The organism is Arthrobacter sp. TMS2-4 (genome assembly GCF_054511075.1).
The window spans coordinates 96,163-115,234 of the sequence record NZ_JBTNDI010000002.1 but is presented as its reverse complement, the minus strand read 5'-3'; the positions used below and the strand labels follow the sequence as shown (position 1 = coordinate 115,234).

The window sequence follows — 19,072 nt, the reverse complement described above, 5'->3', positions numbered from 1 at the left end:
CGATGCAGACGTTCCTGCCGTACCCCGACTTCGCGGCCAGCGCCCGCGTGCTGGACCAGGCGAGGCTCGGCAAGCAGCGTGTCGAGACGCTGCAGGCGCTGCGCGCCCTCGTCATCCCCGACTACGGGTGGCGGCAGCACCCGGCCATCCGTATGTGGATGGGATACGTCCCGGCGCTGACCGTCTACGGGCTGGCCATGGTGGCCGAATGGGTCTCGCGCGGCCATGCCGACTCGACGCACCGGCAGATACTCGAGTTCGCCCCGCGCGTGCTGGAGGAGCCGGACGTGCCGATGCCGCCCTGGTTCGGCGACCCCGCGCTGCACCTGAGCCACCGGTCCAACCTGGTCCAGAAGGCACCGGAGATCTACCGGGACCGGTTCGCCGGCGTCCCGGAGGACCTTCCCTACGTCTGGCCGGCACCGGAACGCGAGCGTATACCGGTCGAGCCCGCGGGCCGGCGCCTGTGGATCTGGCGTGGCGGTCCGGTCCCTGCCGACCCGGGCGCCGCCGACGCCGTGCTGCTTCTGCCGCCCGCCCCGCCCGGGGGGCACGCCGCCCCCAAGTGGCAGCGGCAGCTGCACGCGTTCGAGGAGTCCGTGCAGGAGGGCGACGCCGTGGCCCTCCCCGATACCGACGGCCTGCGCTTTCGGACCGGGCGCGTGGGGCCGGTGTTCATGCACGAGGACGGGCTGGTCCGGACGGCCCGGCTGGACGGCTGGCTCCGGCGCTCCGACGTCGATCCGCCGGCCCTGCTGCAGGATCCACGCACCCTCTTCAGCGTCGGCAGACCGGACGCCCTGACCGAGTGATCAGGCCCGTGTGATCAGGCCCGAGTGATCAGGCCCGAGTGATCAGGCCGGTGGGTCAGGCCGAGGTGAGGTGCCGGGTCCGGCCGACCTCGGGGATGACCACCCCGTGGGCCTCGAGCCGGCGCCGCGTCTCCTCGCGAGGCACAACCTCTCCCACCGAGCTGTGCCGTCCCGCGGGGACCACCGAGTGGACGATCGTCCCCTCATAGACGTGGACGAGGTTGTAGGACTGAGCACCGTCCCGGCCACGCGTGCCCCCGCCGTCGAACATCAGGTCCTGGGTGTAGCACGTGGCGCTCGCCACCGAGACGGGGACGCCGGCGAACATCGCCGTCGTCGAGTAGTGCAGGTGCCCGGCGAGGATCGTGCGGACGTCCGAGCCGCGGACGACGTCGGCCAGCGAGCGCTGGTCGCGCAGCTCCACGAGCACCGCGAGGTCCTGGACGCTGGGGACGGGCGGGTGGTGCAGGGCGAGGATGGTCCCGTGCGGCGCGGGCACCTCCAGCTCGGCGGCGAGCCAGCGCAGCTGCCCGTCGGAGAGCTCACCGTGGTGGCGCCCCGGCACCGTGGAGTCGAGGGTGATGATGCGCAGGCCGTCGAGGAAGTGCACGGCGTCCACCGGGTCGTCCCCGCGTCCGGCGGGTGCCTCGTCGAGGAGGCCCTCCCGGAAGGCCGCGCGGTCGTCGTGGTTGCCCATCGCCCAGACGACCGTCGCCCCGAGCCGTTCCGCGGCGGGGTCCACGATGGCGCGGAGCTTCGCGTACGCGCCCGGTTCCCCCTTGTCCGCGAGGTCCCCGGTGAAGACGATGGCGTCCGGCCGCGCCCCGGACGCCTCGAGGTCCTCGAACACCTCCCGCAGCCGCTGCTCGCTGTCCACGGCCCCGTACAGCGGGGCGTCCCCTCCGAGGAGGTGGGTGTCACTCATGTGCAGGACGAAGTGCTGGGGCCGGGGGTGTTCTGCTGTCCGGGGGACCATGGAACCTTCTCCGATAGCTGGTGGGCACGCTGGCTTGTCTGCCATCAAAGCAGAAGCTCGCGTCCCTGTCGGTGAACTCCCCACGGCACGGCGCGAAACTCTGAGGAAACATGTGCCATCGGGCTCCGTCGAGTAGGGTGTCGCCGCGAGGTGTTGATCATCGGGTCCCGCGGGGCCCTGCAGGAACGGCACGAGAACAGGAGACCCCGGCATGTGCGGACGCTTCGTCATCGCGGGCAACAGGGCGGACCTCATCGACGCCTTCGAGGTGGACGAGGCGGCCGAGGACGAGGTGCCGCCGTCCTGGAACGTGGCGCCGACCGACACCGTGCGGCTCGTCGTCGAGCGGTTGGACCCGCACACGGGTGAGCTGACGCGCCGGCTGGAACCGGCGCGCTGGGGTCTCATCCCCTCCTGGGCCAAGTCCGCCGCCGTCGGAGCGCGGATGATCAATGCCCGGAGCGAGACCCTGCTGGAGAAGCCCTCCTTCCGGGCCGCCGCACTCAAGCGCCGTGCCATCGTCCCCGCGGACGGGTACTACGAGTGGCGGAAGAACGACGACGGCTCGAAGACCCCGATCTACCTGCACGGCCCGGACGGCTCGCTGCTGGGCTTCGCCGGGCTCTACGAGTTCTGGCGGGACCCCGCGACCGCGGACCCGGAGCACCCGCAGGGTGCCTGGGTGGTCAGCTGCACCATCATCACCCGGCCGGCGAGCGACGCCCTGGGCGAGATCCACGACCGCACGCCGGTGATCCTGCCTCCGGACCTCCGCGGCGCCTGGCTCGATCCGCGCAACGATTCGCGGCCCGTGGTGCAGGACCTGCTGGACGCCATCCCGGACCCCCACCTGCTGCCGCGGATCGTCGGCACACGGGTCGGGTCGGTGCGCAACAACGGCCCCGACCTCATCGAACCCCTCCCCGGGACACCGCAGGGCGCCTAGGGTCGCAGCATGACGACGATCGGAACGCACGCATGATCAGGACGGACCTCGCCCCGGGCATCCACTACCTCGAGCACGCCAGGACCAACGTGTACCTCGTGGAGGACGACGACGGGCTCCTCCTGGTCGACACCGGGCTGCCGCGCTCGAAGGGACTCCTCCTGGCGGCACTGACCCGGATCGGGCGGACGGTGCAGGACATCCGGGGCATCGTTCTCACCCACGGGCACTTCGACCACGTGGGCACCGCCGAGCACCTGCGCTCGCGGTACGGCATCCCGGTGTACTGCCACCCCGACGACGCCCACCTCGCCGCACACCCCTACAGCTACGACCGGGAACGGAGCCCGTTCCTCTATCCGCTGCGCTACCCGCGGGCCGTGCCGGGGCTGCTGCGCATGACCGCGGCCGGGGCCGTCGCGGTCAAGGGAGTGCCCGACACCCTGCCGCTGACCCCCGAGGCGGCCGCGGCCCTGCCCGGCTCACCCCGGCTGGTCCCGACGCCCGGGCACACGCGGGGCCACTGCGCGCTGCACTTCCCGGACCGCGACGCCGTCATCAGCGGGGACGCGCTCGTCACCCTGGACCCCTATACAGGCCGTCCCGGCCCGCAGGTGGTGGCCCGCGCCGCGACCGCCGACATGGGCACCGCGCTGCGCTCCCTCGAGGCGCTGCGCTCCACGGCCGCGGGGACAGTCCTGCCGGGCCACGGCTTCCCCTGGTTCGCCGGCGCGGAATCCGCGGTCGCACAGGCGATCGAGGTCGGCGGCCACTAGGCCCGGACCGGGCCGGGCCGGGCCGGGCCTGCCCGGCGGGGACGACACGATACGCTGGCGACATGGGCTGGTTGAGGCGTCAGACGATGGTGGGCTTCGCCCGCGGCACGGTGAAGCGCGGGATGCTCACCATGGTCACGGCGCAGGCGGTGGTCATCGCCGGCGTCATCGCCGTGGACGTGTACCAGAGGAGCCGGCGCACCAAGCGCCCGGCCTTCCCGCAGCCGGGCACGTTCCACACCACCATCGCGGACACCGAAACCACCGTCTACACCTACGGCGAGGACCTCTTCGAGGCGATGATCGCCGCGATCGACGGCGCGAAGGAGCAGGTGCTCCTGGAGACCTACATCTGGAAGGGCGACGAGGTCGGTACACGCTTCCGCGACGCCGTGAACCGTGCGGCGGACCGCGGCGTGGACGTCTTCGTCATCTACGACGGCTTCGCGAACCTGGTGGTGAACCCGTTCTTCTACGATTTCCACCCCGCCGTCAACGTCTACCGCTTCCCGGTCATCCGCCCCTCGATCGTCTTCACGAACATCCGCGGCACGGGCCTGGACCACCGCAAGGTCCTCGTGGTGGACGGCGAGGTGGGGTTCGTGGGCGGTTACAACCTGGGGACGCTGTACGCGACGAAGTGGCGCGATACGCACCTGGAGATCCGCGGACCGTCCGTCTGGGAGCTCCGCGAGGCGTTCGCGAGCTTCTGGAATCTCCGGGCCATCCCCAGACGGCCCGAACTGCCCGACCTCAGCGCCAACTACTGGGAGCCCCGCATCCGCGCGGTCAACAACGTCCCGGCCGTGCTGGTCTACCCCATCCGGGGCGTCTACCTGGATGCGATCAACCGCGCGCACAAGCACGTCTTCATCACCACCGCGTACTTCATCCCCGACCGGCAGATCCTCGACGCGCTCCTGCGGGCCAGCCGCCGGGGAGTGGACGTCCGGGTGATCCTCCCCGAGGACTCCAACCACGTGGTCTCCGACTGGCTGTCCCGGGGGTTCTACTCCTCCCTCATCAATGCCGGCGTGCGGATCCTGCTCTACCAGAACTCCATGATTCATGCGAAGACGGCCACGGTCGACGGCGAGTGGAGCACGGTCGGCACGGCGAACATCGACCGGCTCAGCCTCACGGGCAACTACGAGATCAACCTCGAGATCTTCGACCGGGACCTGGCGGCGACGATGGAGAAGATCTTCGCGGTGGACTCCTCCAACAGCCGCGAACTGACCCGCGAGGAGTGGGAGAGCCGCCACCTGGTGGCCCGCGCCAGCGAGATCATCCTCGCTCCGCTGCGTCCGTTCCTGTGACCCCGGACGGCCCTCCGGGTGCCTGCCCGGGCGCCGCGAAGCGCTGCAGGTAGCCACGCTGCGACGAGTCCACGTGCCCGGCCATGAGGCGCCCTGCCTCGGCCTCGCTGCCGGCGTCGATCGCCGCCAGGACGAGGCGGTGCTCGCCCCAGGACTGCTTCCCGCGGTGGTCGACGTCGGAGGCGTACAGCCACTCGATCTTGCCGGAGATCTGTCGGAGCAGGGCCGTCAGCGACGCGCTGCCGCTGAGCTCCGCGACACCGAGGTGGAAGCGGATGTTCAGCTCGGGCAGCGTCGCGAGGGCGTCGGCGGCCACGGCGCGGTCGCCGTCGTCGAGGATGTCCGTGAGCGCCCGGCGTGCGGCCCACCACCCGCTGTCCGGCGCGGCGGCACCGAACTGGGCGGCGGCCCGGCGGGCTGCGCGCCGCGCGATCGTCGCCTCGATGACGCCGCGGACGGCGAACAGGTCCTCCGCGTCGTCGAGCGGGATCGCCGCCACGGTGGAGCCGGCGTAGGGACGGGACTCGACGAACCCCTCCGCCTCGAGCGCGCGCAGCGCCTCCCGCACAGGGACGCGGGAGACGCCGTACTTCGTCGCGAGCGCCGCCTCGGTGACCCGCGTGCCGGGCGCCAGGACCCCGAAGATGATGTCGTGGCGGAGGGCGTCGAGGACGCGCTGCGGCGCCCCGGCGTCCGTCTCAGGCCGCATCTGCCGCGTCCGGTCCCGCGACGGCGGGCGCGTCGGGCACGGGCTCAGCGTCCCGCCGCATACCCCTGCGCTCCCCGCGGGTTGGCGGCGGCCGACAGCACGCCGGTCCCGTGGTCCCGGGTGACGGCCGAGAGCCGGCCGAGCGACCAGTCCCCCGCACGCGTGACGACGTGGCCGCGGCGTTCCAGGTCCGCGATCACCTCCTCCCCCAGCCGGTCCTCGACCACGGCGCCGCCGGGCTCCCAGGTGCGCGGCCAGAAGGATCCGGGGATCGACGTCGTGTGGAGGGACGGGGCGTCGATGGCCTGCTGCGGGGTGTATCCGCCCACGATGGTGCGCAGGATGTAGAGCAGCTGCCACTGGTCCTGCTGGTCGCCGCCGGGCGACCCGAGGGCGACGACGGGCCTGCCGTCCTTCAGGATGAGCGTCGGGGTGAGCGTGGTGCGCGGCCGCTTGCCGGGTTCCAGCGTGGACGGCGCCCCGTCCTCGAGCCAGGTCATCTGGAGCCGTGACCCGAGGCAGAAGCCGAGCTCGGGGATGGTCGGCGAGGACTGCAGCCAGCCGCCGCTCGGCGTCGCGGAGACCATGTTCCCGGCGGCGTCGACGACGTCGATGTGACACGTGTCGCCGCGGGTCTCGCCGCTGCGGGACACCGTGGGCTCGCCCACCCCGGCGAACCCGCCACCGCCCACCAGGGCGGGTGGCGTGTAGTCGGTGCGCAGCGGCGGGGTGAAGGGGGTGCGTCCCGGGACGGTGCCGGGCCGGAAGTCGAGGGAGGCGTCGTCACCGATGAGCGCGCGCCGCCCGGCGGCGTACTCGGCCGAGAGCAGGTACTCCATGGGAACGTCGGCGTCCCCGTAGTAGGCCTCGCGGTCGGCGATGGCGAGCTTCTGCGCCTCGAGGATGGTGTGCGCCCCGAGGGCGGTGGACGGGTCGAGCCGCTCGTCGTCGAACCCGTCGAGGATCGCGAGGGTCTGCAGCAGGGCCGGGCCCTGGCCCCACGGCCCGGTCTTCGCGATGGTGTAGCCGCGGAACTCCAGGGTCGCGGCCTCCTCGTACCCCGCCTCGAAGCCCGCGAAGTCCTCGAGGGCCAGGACACCGGCGTGGTCGAGCCCGGAGGAGTGCCGGTGCGGGGTCCGGCAGAACTCGACGGCGGCCTGCGCCACGCGCCCGGTCCGCCACTCGAGGCGCGCGGCGTCGATGCGCTCTGCCCGTGTCGCGGCGTCGGCCCCGGCGTCGACGAGGGATCCGAGCACGCGGGCGTACGCCTCGTTGCGGATCATCTCGCCCTCCCGCGGCGGCCTGCCCTCGGGCATCCACAGGGCTGCGGAGGTGGGCCAGTGCTCGGTGAAGAGGTCCGCCACGGCGGCGATCGTCGCGCCCACGCGGCCGAGGACGGGGTGCCCGTCCCGCGCGTACCGACAAGCGAACTCGAGGACGTCCCCGAGTTCCCACGTGCCGTGGTCGCGGAGGAGGATCAGCCAGGCGTCGACGGCGGCGGGTACCGCGGCAGCGAGCGCGCCCGCGCCGGGGACGAGTTCCAGTCCCTCGGCGAGGTAGTGCTCGCGGGTGGCCGCGGCCGGCGCGGGCCCCTGCCCCATGAGGACGACCGGCCGGCCCGGGTCCTCCGCCGTGGCGAAGACGCCGGTCATGTCCCCACCGGGACCGTTGAGGTGGGGCTCGACGACGTGGAGGACGAACGCCCCGGCCACCGCGGCGTCGAAGGCGTTACCGCCACGTTCCAGGACCGCCTGCGCAGAGGCGGTGGCCAGCCAGTGCGTCGAGGCGCTCATGCCGAACGTGCCCTGGAGCGTGGGGCGGGTGGTGAAGGAGGGCGGGGGCGTGTACGTCATCGTTGTCCCTTTCGACGGGGGATCGGCGGTGCGCGACCGCGGTCGCGGGACTGTGAGCATTGAATACAATCGGCAGTCCGAGGATAAGCTTCGTATACATTCGCCCACATTGTACTGAAGGACATCATCGTGACGAAGAACCGGGTGGCAACGGACCGCCTCCACCTGTGGCTCATGCTCATCCTGACCTTCTCCACCGGGGTGATCGACGCCGTCGGCTACCTGGGGCTGGATCGCGTCTTCACGGGCAACATGACCGGCAACGTGGTGCTCCTCGGCATGGCCTTCGCCGGCGGGGCCGACCTGCCCATCCTCCGGCCGGCCCTGGCCCTCGTCTTCTTCATGGTGGGCGCCGCGCTCGCCGGCCGGGCCCTGCGGAACGGACCCGAGGGGTGGTCCGGCCGCACCTCCGGCATGCTCCTCGCGGTGACGGTCGGCCTGACCGCTCTCGCCGTCTACGTCGCGCTGGTCGACGTCACCGCCGAGGAGATCCTCGGCAGCATCACGACGTCGGTGCTCGCCACCGTGATGGGCGTGCAGGCGGCGACCGCCAAGCGCCTCAAGGTCGCCGAGATCACCACCGTCGTCGTCACGTCCACCATCACGGGCCTCGCCTCGGACTCCCGCCTCGCCGGGGGGAAGAGTCCCTTCTGGGCCCGCCGGGCCTCGGCGATCGCACTGATCATGGCCGGTGCCGTCGTCGGCGCCCTGGCCCTGAAGGCCGACCTCTGGGTTGGCATCGCGGTGTCGGCGGTCCTCTCCGCCGTCGTCACCCTGCTCGGGCACCTCCGGCATCGACGGGACGTGAAGGACGCCGTCACAGGAAATGTCGGGGAAGCCGCACTACGGTAGACGCATGCATACGGTCGAAGAGCAGTTCGCATTCCACCGCCTGGCACGATCCTGGCCGCAGCACCGCTGGTGGAAGCCGCTCCTCACCGTCCTGCTCGGTGGGGTGTTCTACGTCGTCTTCGTGCTCATGGTCCTTGTCACGGGGCTCGCCCTCGCGAGCCTGACACCTGCGGGGGTCGGACCCTACTTCGATGCCCTGTCCGTGCTGGATCTCAGCAACCCGGTGATGTTCGCGTTCACCCTCGTCTCGCTGATCCTGATGATTCCCGCCCTCGCCCTGGCGGCCCTGATCGTGGGCCCCCGGCCGATCGGCCTGCTCTCGTCCGTCGCCGGCCATATCCGGTGGCGGTGGCTCGCGGTCTGCGCAGGCGTCTCCGTGGCCGTGTTCCTCGTGAACCTCGTGGTCTCCTTCGGGGTCGGCGTGCTCTTCCCGGTGGAGGCCGAACCGTTGCCCGTGCCGCCGGAGACGACCACCCTGCTCATCCTGCTCGCCCTGTCCGTCCTCGCCGTCCCGTTCCAGGCCGCCGCGGAGGAGTACGTGTTCCGGGGCTTCCTGATGCAGGCCATCGGCAGCTGGCTCCGCCATCCCGCCTTCGCGATCCTGCTCCCCGTCCCGCTCTTCGTCCTCGGCCACGGCTACGATCCGCTCGGGCAGGCCGACGTGGCGATCTTCGCGATCTTCGCGGGCTGGATCACGTGGCGGACGGGCGGGCTGGAAGCCGCGATCGCTGTGCACGCCGTCAACAACATGACCATCTTCGTCCTCGGGGCGTTCGGGCTCGTGGATGTGAACTCCACCGAGGGGTCACTGAGCGGGCTCGTCCTGTCCGTCGCGACCATGGCCCTCACGGCCGTGATCATCGTCCGCCTGGCGGACCGCCGGGGCGTCGCCCGGACGCGGACCGTCACCCTGTGGCCGGCGCCGGAACCGGCGAACGGGGTGCCGGGCCCACCCCTCCCCCCGCGACAGATGATCGAGGACTGACCTCTGACGACCGACCGCCGGGGGTCCTCCCGGCCTCAGGCCTCGATCCGTAGGCCCATGCCCTCGGCGAGGAACGGGGCCAGCACCAGCAACTGGTGTTCGTCGATCGTGGCGCCCCGCAGTCCGTCGAGGCCGTTGATCCCGCGGAAGCTGCTGGTGCGCAGGTCCACGTCCTTCAACCGGGCGCCGTCGAGCGTGAGGGTGCCGATGGTGCAGTCGCGCAGCGCCAGGCGGGTGGCCCGGGCGCCGGTGAGGTCCAGTTCGCCGATGATGCATCCGCTCACGAGGACGTCCGTCAGCTGGGCGCTCCGCAGGTTCACGTAGTCGAGCTTCCCGCCGTCGATCCGGACGCCGTCGAACCTGCTGTCGTACAGCTCCGCCGAACCCCAGCGGGTACTCAGCAGCGAGGTCTCGCGCCAGGCACTGCGCGGCGCCCGGAGCACCGGCGCGAAGAGGTCCTCGAAGGCGCAGCCGATGAAGCGTGCACCCCGCAGGTCGGTGTCGTCCAGGGACACGGCCTCGAGCACGCACTCCTGCAGGGTGGTCCCGGCCAGGTCCTCGCCGTCGAGCACCAGCCTCCCGTAGTGCTCGCCCTCCCGATGGTCACCGTCGAGCAGGCCCGGCGCCTCGATGTGCGTGAGGTCCCCCGGCCGCTGCAGGGACAGGCGTGGCGGGTTCGTCGTGCTGCGCGGTGGCATCGCTGGATCCGTTCGTCGTCGTATCACTCCGGGCCGACCGGTGCGACGGACGGTTTTCATCCCATCATCGACGAAACAATTCACCCGGAACAGCCGAACTCGTACAGTGGAGCACCCGATCGTTGAAGGAGCCGACATGCCGAAGCCCGACAGCACACACGGAACAGGCGCGGAACATGCCTCGCTCCTGAAGGTCCTGGGGAACTGGGACGCCCTCGCCCTCGGGTTCGGGGCGATGATCGGCTTCGGCTGGGTGGTCCTGACCGGCGGCTGGATCGCGTCGGCAGGAACCGGCGGAGCGGTCCTCGCGATGGTGACGGGCGGCGTCATCATGGGCGTCGTCGGCCTCACGTACGCGGAGCTGACCGCCGCCATGCCGAAGGCGGGTGGCGAGCACAACTTCCTCCTGCGTGGCATGGGCCCCCGCTGGTCCTTCGTGGGCTCCTGGGCCATCACCGGCGGCTACGTCACCATCGTCGCCTTCGAGGCCGTGGCACTCCCCCGGACCGCCGAGTACATCTTCCCCGGGCTCAGCCGGATCCCCCTCTGGACGGTGGCCGGCGACGAGGTGCACCTGACGTGGGCCCTCGTCGGCGCGGTCGCGGCCGTGGTGGTCACCCTCATCAACATCCGCGGCGTGAAGATCGCAGGGGCCGCGCAGACCTTCGTGGTCGTGTTCCTCCTCGTCATCGGGCTGATCCTGGTCTTCGGCAGTGTCACCGGTGGATCGGCGGCCAACATGGAGCCCTTCTTCACGGGCGGCTCGGCCGGGTTCTTCGCCGTCCTGGTCGTGGTGCCGTTCCTGTTCGTCGGCTTCGACGTCATCCCGCAGTCCGCCGAAGAGGTCAACATCCCCGCGCGGCAGATCGGCCGCCTCGTCGTCGTCGCCGTCGTCCTCGCCACCATCTGGTACGTGATGACCATCCTGACCACCTCGTCCGCGATGCCCGCGGACGAGCTCGCCGACGCGGACATCGCGACCGCCGACGCGATGGGCACGATGTTCGGCTCGGACCTCATGGCCAACGTGCTGATCGCCGGCGGCATCGCGGGCATCCTCACCTCCTGGAACTCGCTGCTCCTGGGCGCCTCCCGCCTGATGTACTCCATGGCGCGCTCCGGCATGCTCCCCCGCTGGTTCGGCGTGCTGCACCCGCGCTACCGCACTCCCGTGAACGCCCTGATGTTCATCGGCGCCCTGTCCTTCATGGCCCCATTCTTCGGCACGCAGATGCTGGGCTGGCTCGTCGACTCCGGCGCTCCCAGCATCGTCCTCGCCTACATCCTGGTCTCGGTCGTCTTCGTGATCCTGCGCCGCCGCGAACCGGCCATGGAGCGGCCGCTGCGCATCGGCGGGGCCGGCAACGGCGGCACGGCGATCGGGTGGATCGCCGCCATCCTCTGCATCGCCCTGCTGAGCCTGTACCTGCCCGGGATGCCCGCCGCGCTGACGCCCCCGCCCTGGATCCTGTTCGGCCTGTGGTGGGTCCTGGGCGTCGTCTTCCTGCTGCGCATCCCCCGCGGGATCGCCCCGGGGCACGACGCCGAGGAGCGGCTCCTCGAGACACTCGCCGACCGCCGGAGCGGGGTCCGCTGACCCACCCGCCGTGCTTTACTGGGGTCATTCGTCGATCCAGGGGGAGGACAACCGATGAGCAGTGGCCCGCGGCCCACGCACGATCCACGCTACGAGGGCATCTACCAGCGCGGTGGTGCCCCGGATGCGGCGACGGCGGCAGGCTCGCCCTCCGGCGCTCCCGGACCGAGTCCCACCGCCGGGCCGGCCGGCCCGGGGACCTCCGTGATCCGCGAGGTGCCCCCTGAGCCGGGTGGCCACGCGACCGGGGCCGCGTCCCGGCGGAACCCGTACGACCGCTGGATCTGGGGTGTCGCCGGCGTCCTCGTGGCGCTCGGCGCCTACCTCCTCGCGGCACCGATGATCCACGCGGAGGAGTACGCCGAGGCGATGTCCGCGGTCCAGACGGGCCCCTACTTCGCGCCCTGGTTCACCTATACGAGCATGGCCTCCCCGATCCTGCTGCTGCTCGGCGTGGCCACCGCCGTCGTCCAGCTCTTCGTGCTCTCGGTCCGGCACACGCTCACGAGCCGCTGACCAGCCCCTGATCGGCCGGTGATCGGCCGGTGGTCGGCCGGTGGTCGGCCGGTGGTCGGCCGGTGGTCGGCCGGTGGTCGGCCGGTGATCGGCCGGTGATCGGCCGCCGGCCGACCACCATACCGAGGCCGGTCAATCGCCGGGCGTTGCCGCCGTAGGGTGGAGAGCATGGAATCACCGATCGAGAGCTACCTGAAGACCATCCACCGGGAGATCTCCGATCTGAAGGACGGCAAGCCCTACAGCACCATCCCCGCCATGGCGAACGTCGATCCCGACAACTTCGGGATCTGCCTGACGACGGTGGACGGCTACATGTACGAGGTCGGTGACACGCGCGAGGAATTCACCATCCAGTCCATCTCGAAGCCCTTCACGTACGGTCTCGCGCTGGCGGACCTCGGCATGGAGGCCGTGGACGCGAAGGTCGACGTCGAGCCCTCCGGGGACACGTTCAACGAGATCTCGCTCGCGCCCGGAAGCGGTCGCCCCTCGAACGCGATGATCAACGCCGGCGCGCTCACCGCCACGTCCCTCGTCCGGTCGCGCGGTGGCAACACGCGCTTCAAGCGCATCCTCAGCACCTACTCGCAGTTCGCGGGCCGCCAGCTGGGCGTCGACGAGGAGATCTTCCGCTCCGAGGTGGAGCACGGCCACCGCAACCGCGCCCTCGCCTACCTGCTCCGGTCCTTCGGGATCATCGAGGACGACCCCACACCGGTCATCGAGGACTACTTCCGCCAGTGCTCGGTCATGGTCAACTGCATGGACCTCTCGGTCATGGCCGCGACGCTCGCGAACTCGGGGCGTAACCCGCTGACCGGCGTGGAGGTGATGGACCTGCTCGCCGTCGAACGCGTCCTGTCCGTGATGACCACGTGCGGTATGTACGACGACGCCGGGTCCTGGATCAGCACGGTGGGCATGCCCGCCAAGAGCGGTGTGGCGGGCGGGACGATCGCCGTCCTGCCCGGCCAGGTGGGCCTGGCCATCTACTCTCCGCCCCTCGACGAGCACGGCAGCAGCGTGCGCGGCATGGCCACGAGCCAGCGCCTGTCCCGGGACATGGAGCTGCACTTCGTCCGGGCCGCGCGCGCCGGGAAATCGGCCATCCGTGCCACCTACGACATCCTGGCCACGCCGTCGGGCATCCGGCGCACGGATGAGGCGATGGACGTCCTCCGCGACCACGGGCATCGGGCCCAGGTGATCGAACTCAACGGCGACCTGCTCTTCGCGGGCACGGAATCGATGGTCCGCGAACTGAGCGGACTCGACGACGACGTCGACTTCGTGATCCTCGACCTGCGCCGCGTCGACGAGGTCGCCGATGTCTCCCTGCGCCTGCTCGGCGAGGTGCGGGAGAACCTCACCACGATGGGATGCGACCTCGTGCTGATCGACGGCGAGGGCACCCTCGCGGAGACCTTCAAGGATGTGGACCGGCCCGTCCCCACCTTCGACACACGCACCGCCGCCGTCGAGTGGTGCGAGAACGAACTCATCACGCAATACGGCGGGGACCTCCTGCTCCCCTCGAAGGTCGAGGTGTCCCAGTGCCCGGCGCTGAGCCCGCTCACCGACGAGGACATCGAGGCCCTGACGCTGCGCATGGAGGACCGCACCTACGAGAAGGGCCATGTGGTGCGTCGCGTGGGACAGACCTTCGGCGGCGTCTACTTCATCCTCTCCGGCAAGATCGTCACTTCGGTGCCCGGGCCCTCCGGCGAGCGCCTCAAACTGACCACGCTGAGTGCCGGCATGACGTTCGGCGAGCTGGCGCTCGGCAGCGACGACCGTCAGGAAACCACCGTGAAGGCCCTGGAGGACGTGCACGTGAAGGTGCTCACGGCACAGGCCATCAAGGCCATCGAGAAGGAGGACCCGAAGCTGGCGGTCGAACTCTGGAAGGCACTGACGCGGGACGCCTACACGCGGGTGGACCTGTACCTGCGCGAAACCGCGGTACGCATCCGGGACTAGGGTGGTCTGATGACGGTATTGATAGCGGGCTGCGGGGATCTCGGGACAGAGGTGGGGCTGCGGCTGGCCGCCCGGGGCGAGCGCGTGGTCGGCTGGCGCCGGTCCGCCGGACGCCTCCCCGCGGCGATCGAGGGTGTGGCCGTGGACCTCACGCAGCACCTCCCGCCCATCCCGTCGGACACCGACGTCGTGGTCATCGCCACCGCCGCCGGGGACCGCACCGAGGCCGCGTATCGCAGCGCCTACGTGGATGCGACCCGCGCCGTCCTGGCCGCACTCGAGCGCGACGGCGTCGCACCCCGTCGGATCCTCTTCGTCTCCTCCACCGCGGTGTACGGAGACTTCGGCGGTGCACGCGTCACCGAGGAATCACCGGCGGAGAGCACGGCACCCACGGCCCGGCTGGTGCGGGAGGCCGAGCAGGTCCTCCTCGAGGGCTCGGCCGAGGGGACCGTCCTCCGGCTCTCGGGGATCTACGGCCCCGGCCGCACCCGATTGATCGACCAGGTGCGCAGCGGGAGAGCCGTACTGCCGTCGGAACCCCAGTGGACCAACCGCATCCACCGCGACGACGCCGCCGCCGCGATCGTCCATCTCGTCACCGCGGTCGCATCCCCCGCGCCGATCTACCTCGGCAGTGACGAACTGCCCGTGGATCTCGGTGAGGTGCTGAGCTTCCTGGCCGCCGAGTTGGAGCTGCCGGAACCGCCGCGGGGCGAGTCGACGTCGAGCCGGGGCGGTGCCCGCCGCGTGGACAGCAGCCTGCTCCGTGCGACCGGCTTCACCTTCCGCTACCCGACCTACCGCGAAGGCTACCGGGCGGTGCTCGCCGGGCAGGGCGTCAGGCACCCCTAGGCGCGGCGATCGCCGCCGCAGCGCGTGCCCGCGCCGTGAGGCGCCCCAGCCGCACGAGCGACCACACGAAGATGCTCACCACGAGCAGGTTCCGCAGCGTCAGCAGGACGGCGACGGCGGGATTCAGGTCGTAGCGCAGGGCGTCGTAGAACACGGGATAGACCAGGGTGGTCAGGGCCGCCGTCACGAGCATCGTGATCGCCGGGTAGCGCCACTCCGAGGCCCGGTCCAGCACGAGGCCCGCGGCGATCGTCGCCGTGATCCACAGCATGAACTGCGGCGAGCCCACCTTGTTGAACACCACGAGCGTGCTGACGAGGGCCAGCGACCCGGTGGCGAGCAGCGCCCCCGGCTCGGCTCCACGGTGCAGGGCGATCGCGAGGAACACGGCCACGAGGACCACCGTGAGCGCGAGCAGCGGCGTCATGAGGTCCCCCACCACCCCGCTCAGGGCACCCCGGACCTCCATGGTGTTGATGACCTCGTCCTCGAAGAAGTACGCGCCGGAGGTCCCCGTGATCGCCTGCCACACGCCCGGCGTGCTGAGCGGCGCCTCGAGCTGCATGCCGCGGGCGCCCTGGGCTCCCAGGAAACCGGTGAGGTTGCGGACGTCGCCGAATACCGCGACCACGACGGCGACGCCGGCCGTGAACGCGGCACCCGCGGCGAGGATCCGGAGCCGGCCCTCGCGGACGACGACGAGCGCGGCGAGGACCACGGCGGCCGGCCACACCTTCATCCAGGTGGCGGCGCTCAGCAGGAGGGACGCGACGAACGGCCGCGCGGCGACGATCAGCAGCGCGGTGATGACCAGCGGCGCGGTCAGCCCGTCGATCCTGCCCACGGCCACGGGTCCGAGGAGCGCGGTCGCGACGAGCCACCAGTAGGCGGCGGTGAAGGACGACGGCGTGCCCCGCCGGATCAGGGCGGCGACCCCGACGGCGTTGAGGCCCGCGAAGAGCACGAACCAGGCCAGCTGGTACAGGTGGGGTCCGAGGACGGCGGCGACGAGCATCGGAGCCAGGGCGCCGGCCGGGTACACCCACGCCGTGTCGATGCCCTGCCACACGCCGTCGCCCAGTGCCTGGTAGGCCCACTCCCGGTAGAAGCGGACGTCACTGAGCACTCCCCCGTCGAGGATGAACGGCAGCAGCCGCGCGAGGAACCCGGCGTGGATGAGGGCGAAGAACAGCCAGACCGAGCGGGCGCTGTTGCGGGTCTCCGGGCGGGGCGGGCGGATGCGCACGAATGGCTCCTGATCGGCGGATGGCGGCAGCGGCAATCGTCTCACCCGGCGTGTGGCCCGCGCCAATCTCCCACGGCACCCCGGGCCGCGGGGCATACCCTTGGGCGATGACACGGCGCGAGGTGTTCCCGATCATCAACTGCAGCGATCTGGCGTCCACGTGCGCGTTCTACGAACGCGTGTTCGCGGCCCGCCAGACCTACCGGTTCCCCGACGTGGGCGAGGCGGTCTACGTCGCGCTGCGCATCGGGGACGGGCAGATCGCCCTCGGGGTCGGCACGTCGCCGGCCCTGTACGGCGCCACGCCCCTGCCGGCCACCGGCCACGCCGTCGACGTCTGCCTCTATGTGCAGGATCTCGCGGCCGTCGTCGATGCCGCGTACGCGGCGCAGGCGCAGGTGCCGCTGCGTCCGTCGCCCATGCCGTGGGGTGAGACGGTGGCCTACGTCCGCGACCCGGAGGGCACCATGCTGCTGGTCATCCAGGCGCCTGCGGAGGCGCGCCCGGAGGGTGGCCCCTGATCAGGTCAGCTCCCCGAGGGGACGTTCCCGAGGGCCTTGTCGACGACGCCGGGCAGCGGGCGGCCCTCCCGCCACAGCAGGAAGTTCCGCTCGAACTGGGCGGCGAGGTCGTCCAGCCAGGAATCGGCGTTGCTCGCCATGTGCGGGGTGACCAGGACTGTCGGCAGGAACCACAGAGGATGCTCCGGCGGAAGCGGTTCGACGGCGAAGGTGTCCAGCACCGCCCCCGCGATCCTCCCGGACGCGAGGGAGCGGACGAGCGCCTCCTCGTCCACGAGCCGGCCGCGGCCCACGTTGATCACGACCGTCGAGGGTGGGAGCGCCGCAATGACCTCCGCGCTCACAAGATTCTCGGTGGCCGGGGTCAGGGGCGCCACGAGGACGAGCCAGTCCACGTCACCCACGACACTCGCCAGGTCCGCGGAGGAGTGGATGCGGCCGAAGTCGTCGTCGTGCAGGGCGGCGGTGCGGCCCGCCCCCTCGACGCGCACCCCGACCGCGCGCAGGAGGCGCGCCGTGTGGCGGCCGATACTGCCCGTGCCCACGACGAGCGCGCGGGTGCCGGCGATGTTCCGGCCCTCGCGCCACGTCCATTGCCCGGCCCGCTGCTGGTCGCGCAGCGGACCGAAGCCCTTCGCGGCGTGCAGCATGGCGCCGAGGACGTACTCGGCCATCGGCTGGTCGAAGACGCCGTGCGCGTTCGTGACGACGACGTCGGAGTCCACGAGGCCGGGGAACAACAGCTTGTCCACCCCGGCCGCGGCGACGTGCAGCCAGCGCAGGGAGCCGGCGGCATGCCAGGCAGCGGGCAGCGCCCCGGAGAAGTAGTCCCACAGGTAGAGCACGTCGGCGCCGTCGAGCGCGCGGTCGAGGTCCTCGGCCTGCGCCACCCGCACCTCGGCGAGCCCGGCGACGCGCTCGAGCCCCCTGACGGGCCGCGCTCCCTCGAGCACGGCCACCACGGGCCGCTCACGCACCGGACTGCTCGGGGCTGTGCGCCAGCGGCCCTGCTTCCGTCGTCGTCGCCCCGGGACCCTGCGGCGGCCCGTCCTGGGCCCCGACGTCCCGCTCCGGCCGATACTCGGTGGACAGGTCGCGGAGGTAGCGGAGCACCACGATGGCGACCGCCGTCGTCGGGACCGCGAGGAACGCGCCGACGAGCCCGAAAAGGGTTCCGCCCACCGTGACGGAGGCGAGGACGACGGCGGGGTGGATCTCGAGCGTGCGACCCACCAGCAGCGGCTGGATGAAGTTGCTCTCGAGCTGCTGGACCAGCACCACGAGGCCGAGCACCACCAGGGCGCTCACCCAGCCGTACGCGAGGAAGGCGACGAGGGTCGCCAGGAGCCCGGACACGATCGCCCCGACCACGGGGATGAAGGCGGAGAAGAACACGAGCACCGCCAGCGGGATGGCGAGCGGGATGTCCAGCAGGACGAGCCCGAGTCCGATGAAGACGGCGTCCACGAGCGCGACGGTGGCCTGGGCGAAGATGTAGGAGGACAGGGTCTTCCAGGTCCCGCTGGCGATCGTCGAGGCGTGGCCGAAGGCGGCGGAGTTCGTCCAGCGGGACGCCCACGGCATGAAGCGGTCGCCGTCCTTGAGGCAGAAGAACGTGAAGACGAGCGCCAGCAGCACGACCACGGTCAGGGAGGTCAGTTCGCTCAGCCCCGCCGTGATCCCGGAGACGACGTTCCCGACGTTCGCCTGGAGCTCGGTCAGGGCGGTGTCGACGACGTCGTCGAGACTGGCCGCCTCGAGGTTCAGCGGCGGGCCGGCGACGAAGTCCACGAGATCGGCGACGTTGTCGCGGGCCAGGGTCGAGAGCTCGGTGACGCCGGTCGCGATGGCGGGGATGGTCGCCGCCCCGATGCCGACGACGACCGCGATGAAGCCGAGCAGCGTCAGCAGGGCGGCCAGGACCTTCGGCAGGCCCCTGCGCAGGAACCGGTTGACGGGCCACAGCACCGAGGCGAGGAGCAGCGCGAAGAGGGTGGGCAGCACGATCGACCACAGCGCCCCGATGACGTACCAGAGGACCACCAGGCCGGCGAGGACGATCAGCGCGCGGGCGGTCCAGGCGGCGCTGACGCGCAGCCCGTCCGCGAGGGCGCGGGGCCTGAAACGGCGGGCCACCGTGGACCCGTGCGGCTCGGCGGCGGGGGTGCCGTCGTCGGCCGGCGTGCCGGCTCCGGTGGGGTTGTCGGGGCCGGTGGGGACGCCCCTACCGGTGGGGATGCCGGTGCCGTTCGGGCCGGTGGTGCTCTCGGGATTCTCGCGTGTCACGTAGCCATCCTGCCCTACACCCCGTCATGCGCGCCGGGACCCGCCTGACCTTCACGGCGTCGGCTTTCAGTCGGGGCTAGTGTTGCTGCTGGCACTGCAGGGTCTCCGTGGAAGCACCCTGACCTCCCCGACGGCAACAAAG

General features: G+C 71.4%; 18 protein-coding genes. 11 read left to right on the top strand and 7 right to left on the bottom strand.

The window, feature by feature from the left end; genetic code table 11:
• Window positions 1–2 precede the first annotated feature (2 nt).
• Entirely contained in the window at window positions 3–812 is an 810-nt protein-coding gene (locus ACX80F_RS03790) for an MSMEG_6728 family protein (protein WP_459335059.1), read from the top strand.
• Window positions 813–867: 55 nt separating this feature from the next.
• On the opposite strand, the gene ACX80F_RS03785 is transcribed toward ACX80F_RS03790, so the two are convergent.
• The gene (locus ACX80F_RS03785; RefSeq protein WP_459335058.1) at window positions 868–1,737 is read right to left on the bottom strand and encodes a phosphodiesterase; all 870 of its coding nucleotides are present in this window, start codon (window positions 1,735–1,737) and stop codon (window positions 868–870) included.
• A gap of 262 nt (window positions 1,738–1,999) precedes the next feature.
• Here ACX80F_RS03785 and ACX80F_RS03780 point away from each other — a divergent pair, with 262 nt between their 5' ends.
• From ACX80F_RS03780 to ACX80F_RS03770, 3 genes are all read left to right on the top strand, one after another.
• Complete coding sequence (locus ACX80F_RS03780) at window positions 2,000–2,734, top strand: SOS response-associated peptidase (RefSeq protein WP_459335057.1); 735 nt, start codon at window positions 2,000–2,002, stop codon at window positions 2,732–2,734.
• 32 nt (window positions 2,735–2,766) lie between these two features.
• Window positions 2,767–3,510: an MBL fold metallo-hydrolase gene (locus tag ACX80F_RS03775; protein ID WP_459335056.1), complete on the top strand. Its 744-nt coding sequence runs from the start codon at window positions 2,767–2,769 to the stop codon at window positions 3,508–3,510.
• Window positions 3,511–3,572: 62 nt separating this feature from the next.
• Window positions 3,573–4,829: a phospholipase D-like domain-containing protein gene (locus ACX80F_RS03770; protein ID WP_459335055.1), complete on the top strand. Its 1,257-nt coding sequence runs from the start codon at window positions 3,573–3,575 to the stop codon at window positions 4,827–4,829.
• On the opposite strand, the gene ACX80F_RS03765 is transcribed toward ACX80F_RS03770, so the two are convergent.
• Window positions 4,798–5,538, bottom strand: coding sequence for a GntR family transcriptional regulator (locus ACX80F_RS03765; protein ID WP_459335054.1), 741 nt, complete (start codon window positions 5,536–5,538; stop codon window positions 4,798–4,800). The genes ACX80F_RS03770 and ACX80F_RS03765 overlap by 32 nt on opposite strands.
• Before the next feature lie 44 nt (window positions 5,539–5,582).
• Entirely contained in the window at window positions 5,583–7,391 is a 1,809-nt protein-coding gene (locus ACX80F_RS03760) for a gamma-glutamyltransferase family protein (RefSeq protein WP_459335053.1), read from the bottom strand.
• Between the two features lie 129 nt (window positions 7,392–7,520).
• Here ACX80F_RS03760 and ACX80F_RS03755 point away from each other — a divergent pair, with 129 nt between their 5' ends.
• On the top strand, window positions 7,521–8,243 hold the full coding sequence (locus ACX80F_RS03755; RefSeq protein WP_459335052.1) for a YoaK family protein: 723 nt from the start codon (window positions 7,521–7,523) through the stop codon (window positions 8,241–8,243).
• Window positions 8,244–8,247: 4 nt separating this feature from the next.
• Window positions 8,248–9,228, top strand: a complete 981-nt coding sequence (locus tag ACX80F_RS03750; protein WP_459335051.1) for a CPBP family intramembrane glutamic endopeptidase — start codon at window positions 8,248–8,250, stop codon at window positions 9,226–9,228.
• A gap of 35 nt (window positions 9,229–9,263) precedes the next feature.
• Here the strand turns inward: ACX80F_RS03750 and ACX80F_RS03745 are convergent, their stop codons facing one another.
• Window positions 9,264–9,926, bottom strand: a complete 663-nt coding sequence (locus tag ACX80F_RS03745) for a pentapeptide repeat-containing protein (RefSeq protein WP_459335050.1) — start codon at window positions 9,924–9,926, stop codon at window positions 9,264–9,266.
• Between the two features lie 136 nt (window positions 9,927–10,062).
• On the opposite strand from ACX80F_RS03745, the gene ACX80F_RS03740 reads away from it, so the two are divergent.
• The 4 genes from ACX80F_RS03740 (at window position 10,063) to ACX80F_RS03725 (ending at window position 14,877) form a co-directional block, all read left to right on the top strand.
• Window positions 10,063–11,523, top strand: coding sequence for an APC family permease (locus ACX80F_RS03740; RefSeq protein WP_459335049.1), 1,461 nt, complete (start codon window positions 10,063–10,065; stop codon window positions 11,521–11,523).
• A 54-nt stretch (window positions 11,524–11,577) separates the two neighbouring features.
• Window positions 11,578–12,039 (top strand): hypothetical protein, encoded by a 462-nt coding sequence (locus ACX80F_RS03735; RefSeq protein ID WP_459335048.1) that lies wholly within the window; start codon window positions 11,578–11,580, stop codon window positions 12,037–12,039.
• 168 nt (window positions 12,040–12,207) lie between these two features.
• A complete protein-coding gene (gene glsA / locus ACX80F_RS03730) occupies window positions 12,208–14,022 on the top strand; it encodes a glutaminase A (RefSeq protein WP_459335047.1) in 1,815 nt (604 codons plus the stop codon).
• Window positions 14,023–14,031: 9 nt separating this feature from the next.
• On the top strand, window positions 14,032–14,877 hold the full coding sequence (locus ACX80F_RS03725; protein WP_459335046.1) for an NAD-dependent epimerase/dehydratase family protein: 846 nt from the start codon (window positions 14,032–14,034) through the stop codon (window positions 14,875–14,877).
• Here the strand turns inward: ACX80F_RS03725 and ACX80F_RS03720 are convergent.
• Window positions 14,864–16,123, bottom strand: a complete 1,260-nt coding sequence (locus ACX80F_RS03720; protein WP_459335045.1) for a glycosyltransferase 87 family protein — start codon at window positions 16,121–16,123, stop codon at window positions 14,864–14,866. The genes ACX80F_RS03725 and ACX80F_RS03720 overlap by 14 nt on opposite strands.
• Window positions 16,124–16,230: 107 nt before the next feature.
• Between ACX80F_RS03720 and ACX80F_RS03715 the strand changes: the two genes are divergently transcribed.
• Entirely contained in the window at window positions 16,231–16,644 is a 414-nt protein-coding gene (locus ACX80F_RS03715) for a VOC family protein (RefSeq protein WP_459335044.1), read from the top strand.
• A gap of 5 nt (window positions 16,645–16,649) precedes the next feature.
• Here ACX80F_RS03715 and ACX80F_RS03710 read toward each other — a convergent pair whose 3' ends face one another.
• The gene (locus ACX80F_RS03710) at window positions 16,650–17,621 is read right to left on the bottom strand and encodes a D-2-hydroxyacid dehydrogenase (protein WP_459335043.1); all 972 of its coding nucleotides are present in this window, start codon (window positions 17,619–17,621) and stop codon (window positions 16,650–16,652) included.
• Window positions 17,614–18,930, bottom strand: a complete 1,317-nt coding sequence (locus tag ACX80F_RS03705) for an AI-2E family transporter (RefSeq protein WP_459335042.1) — start codon at window positions 18,928–18,930, stop codon at window positions 17,614–17,616. Before ACX80F_RS03705 ends, ACX80F_RS03710 begins: the two co-directional genes overlap by 8 nt.
• Window positions 18,931–19,072 lie beyond the last annotated feature (142 nt).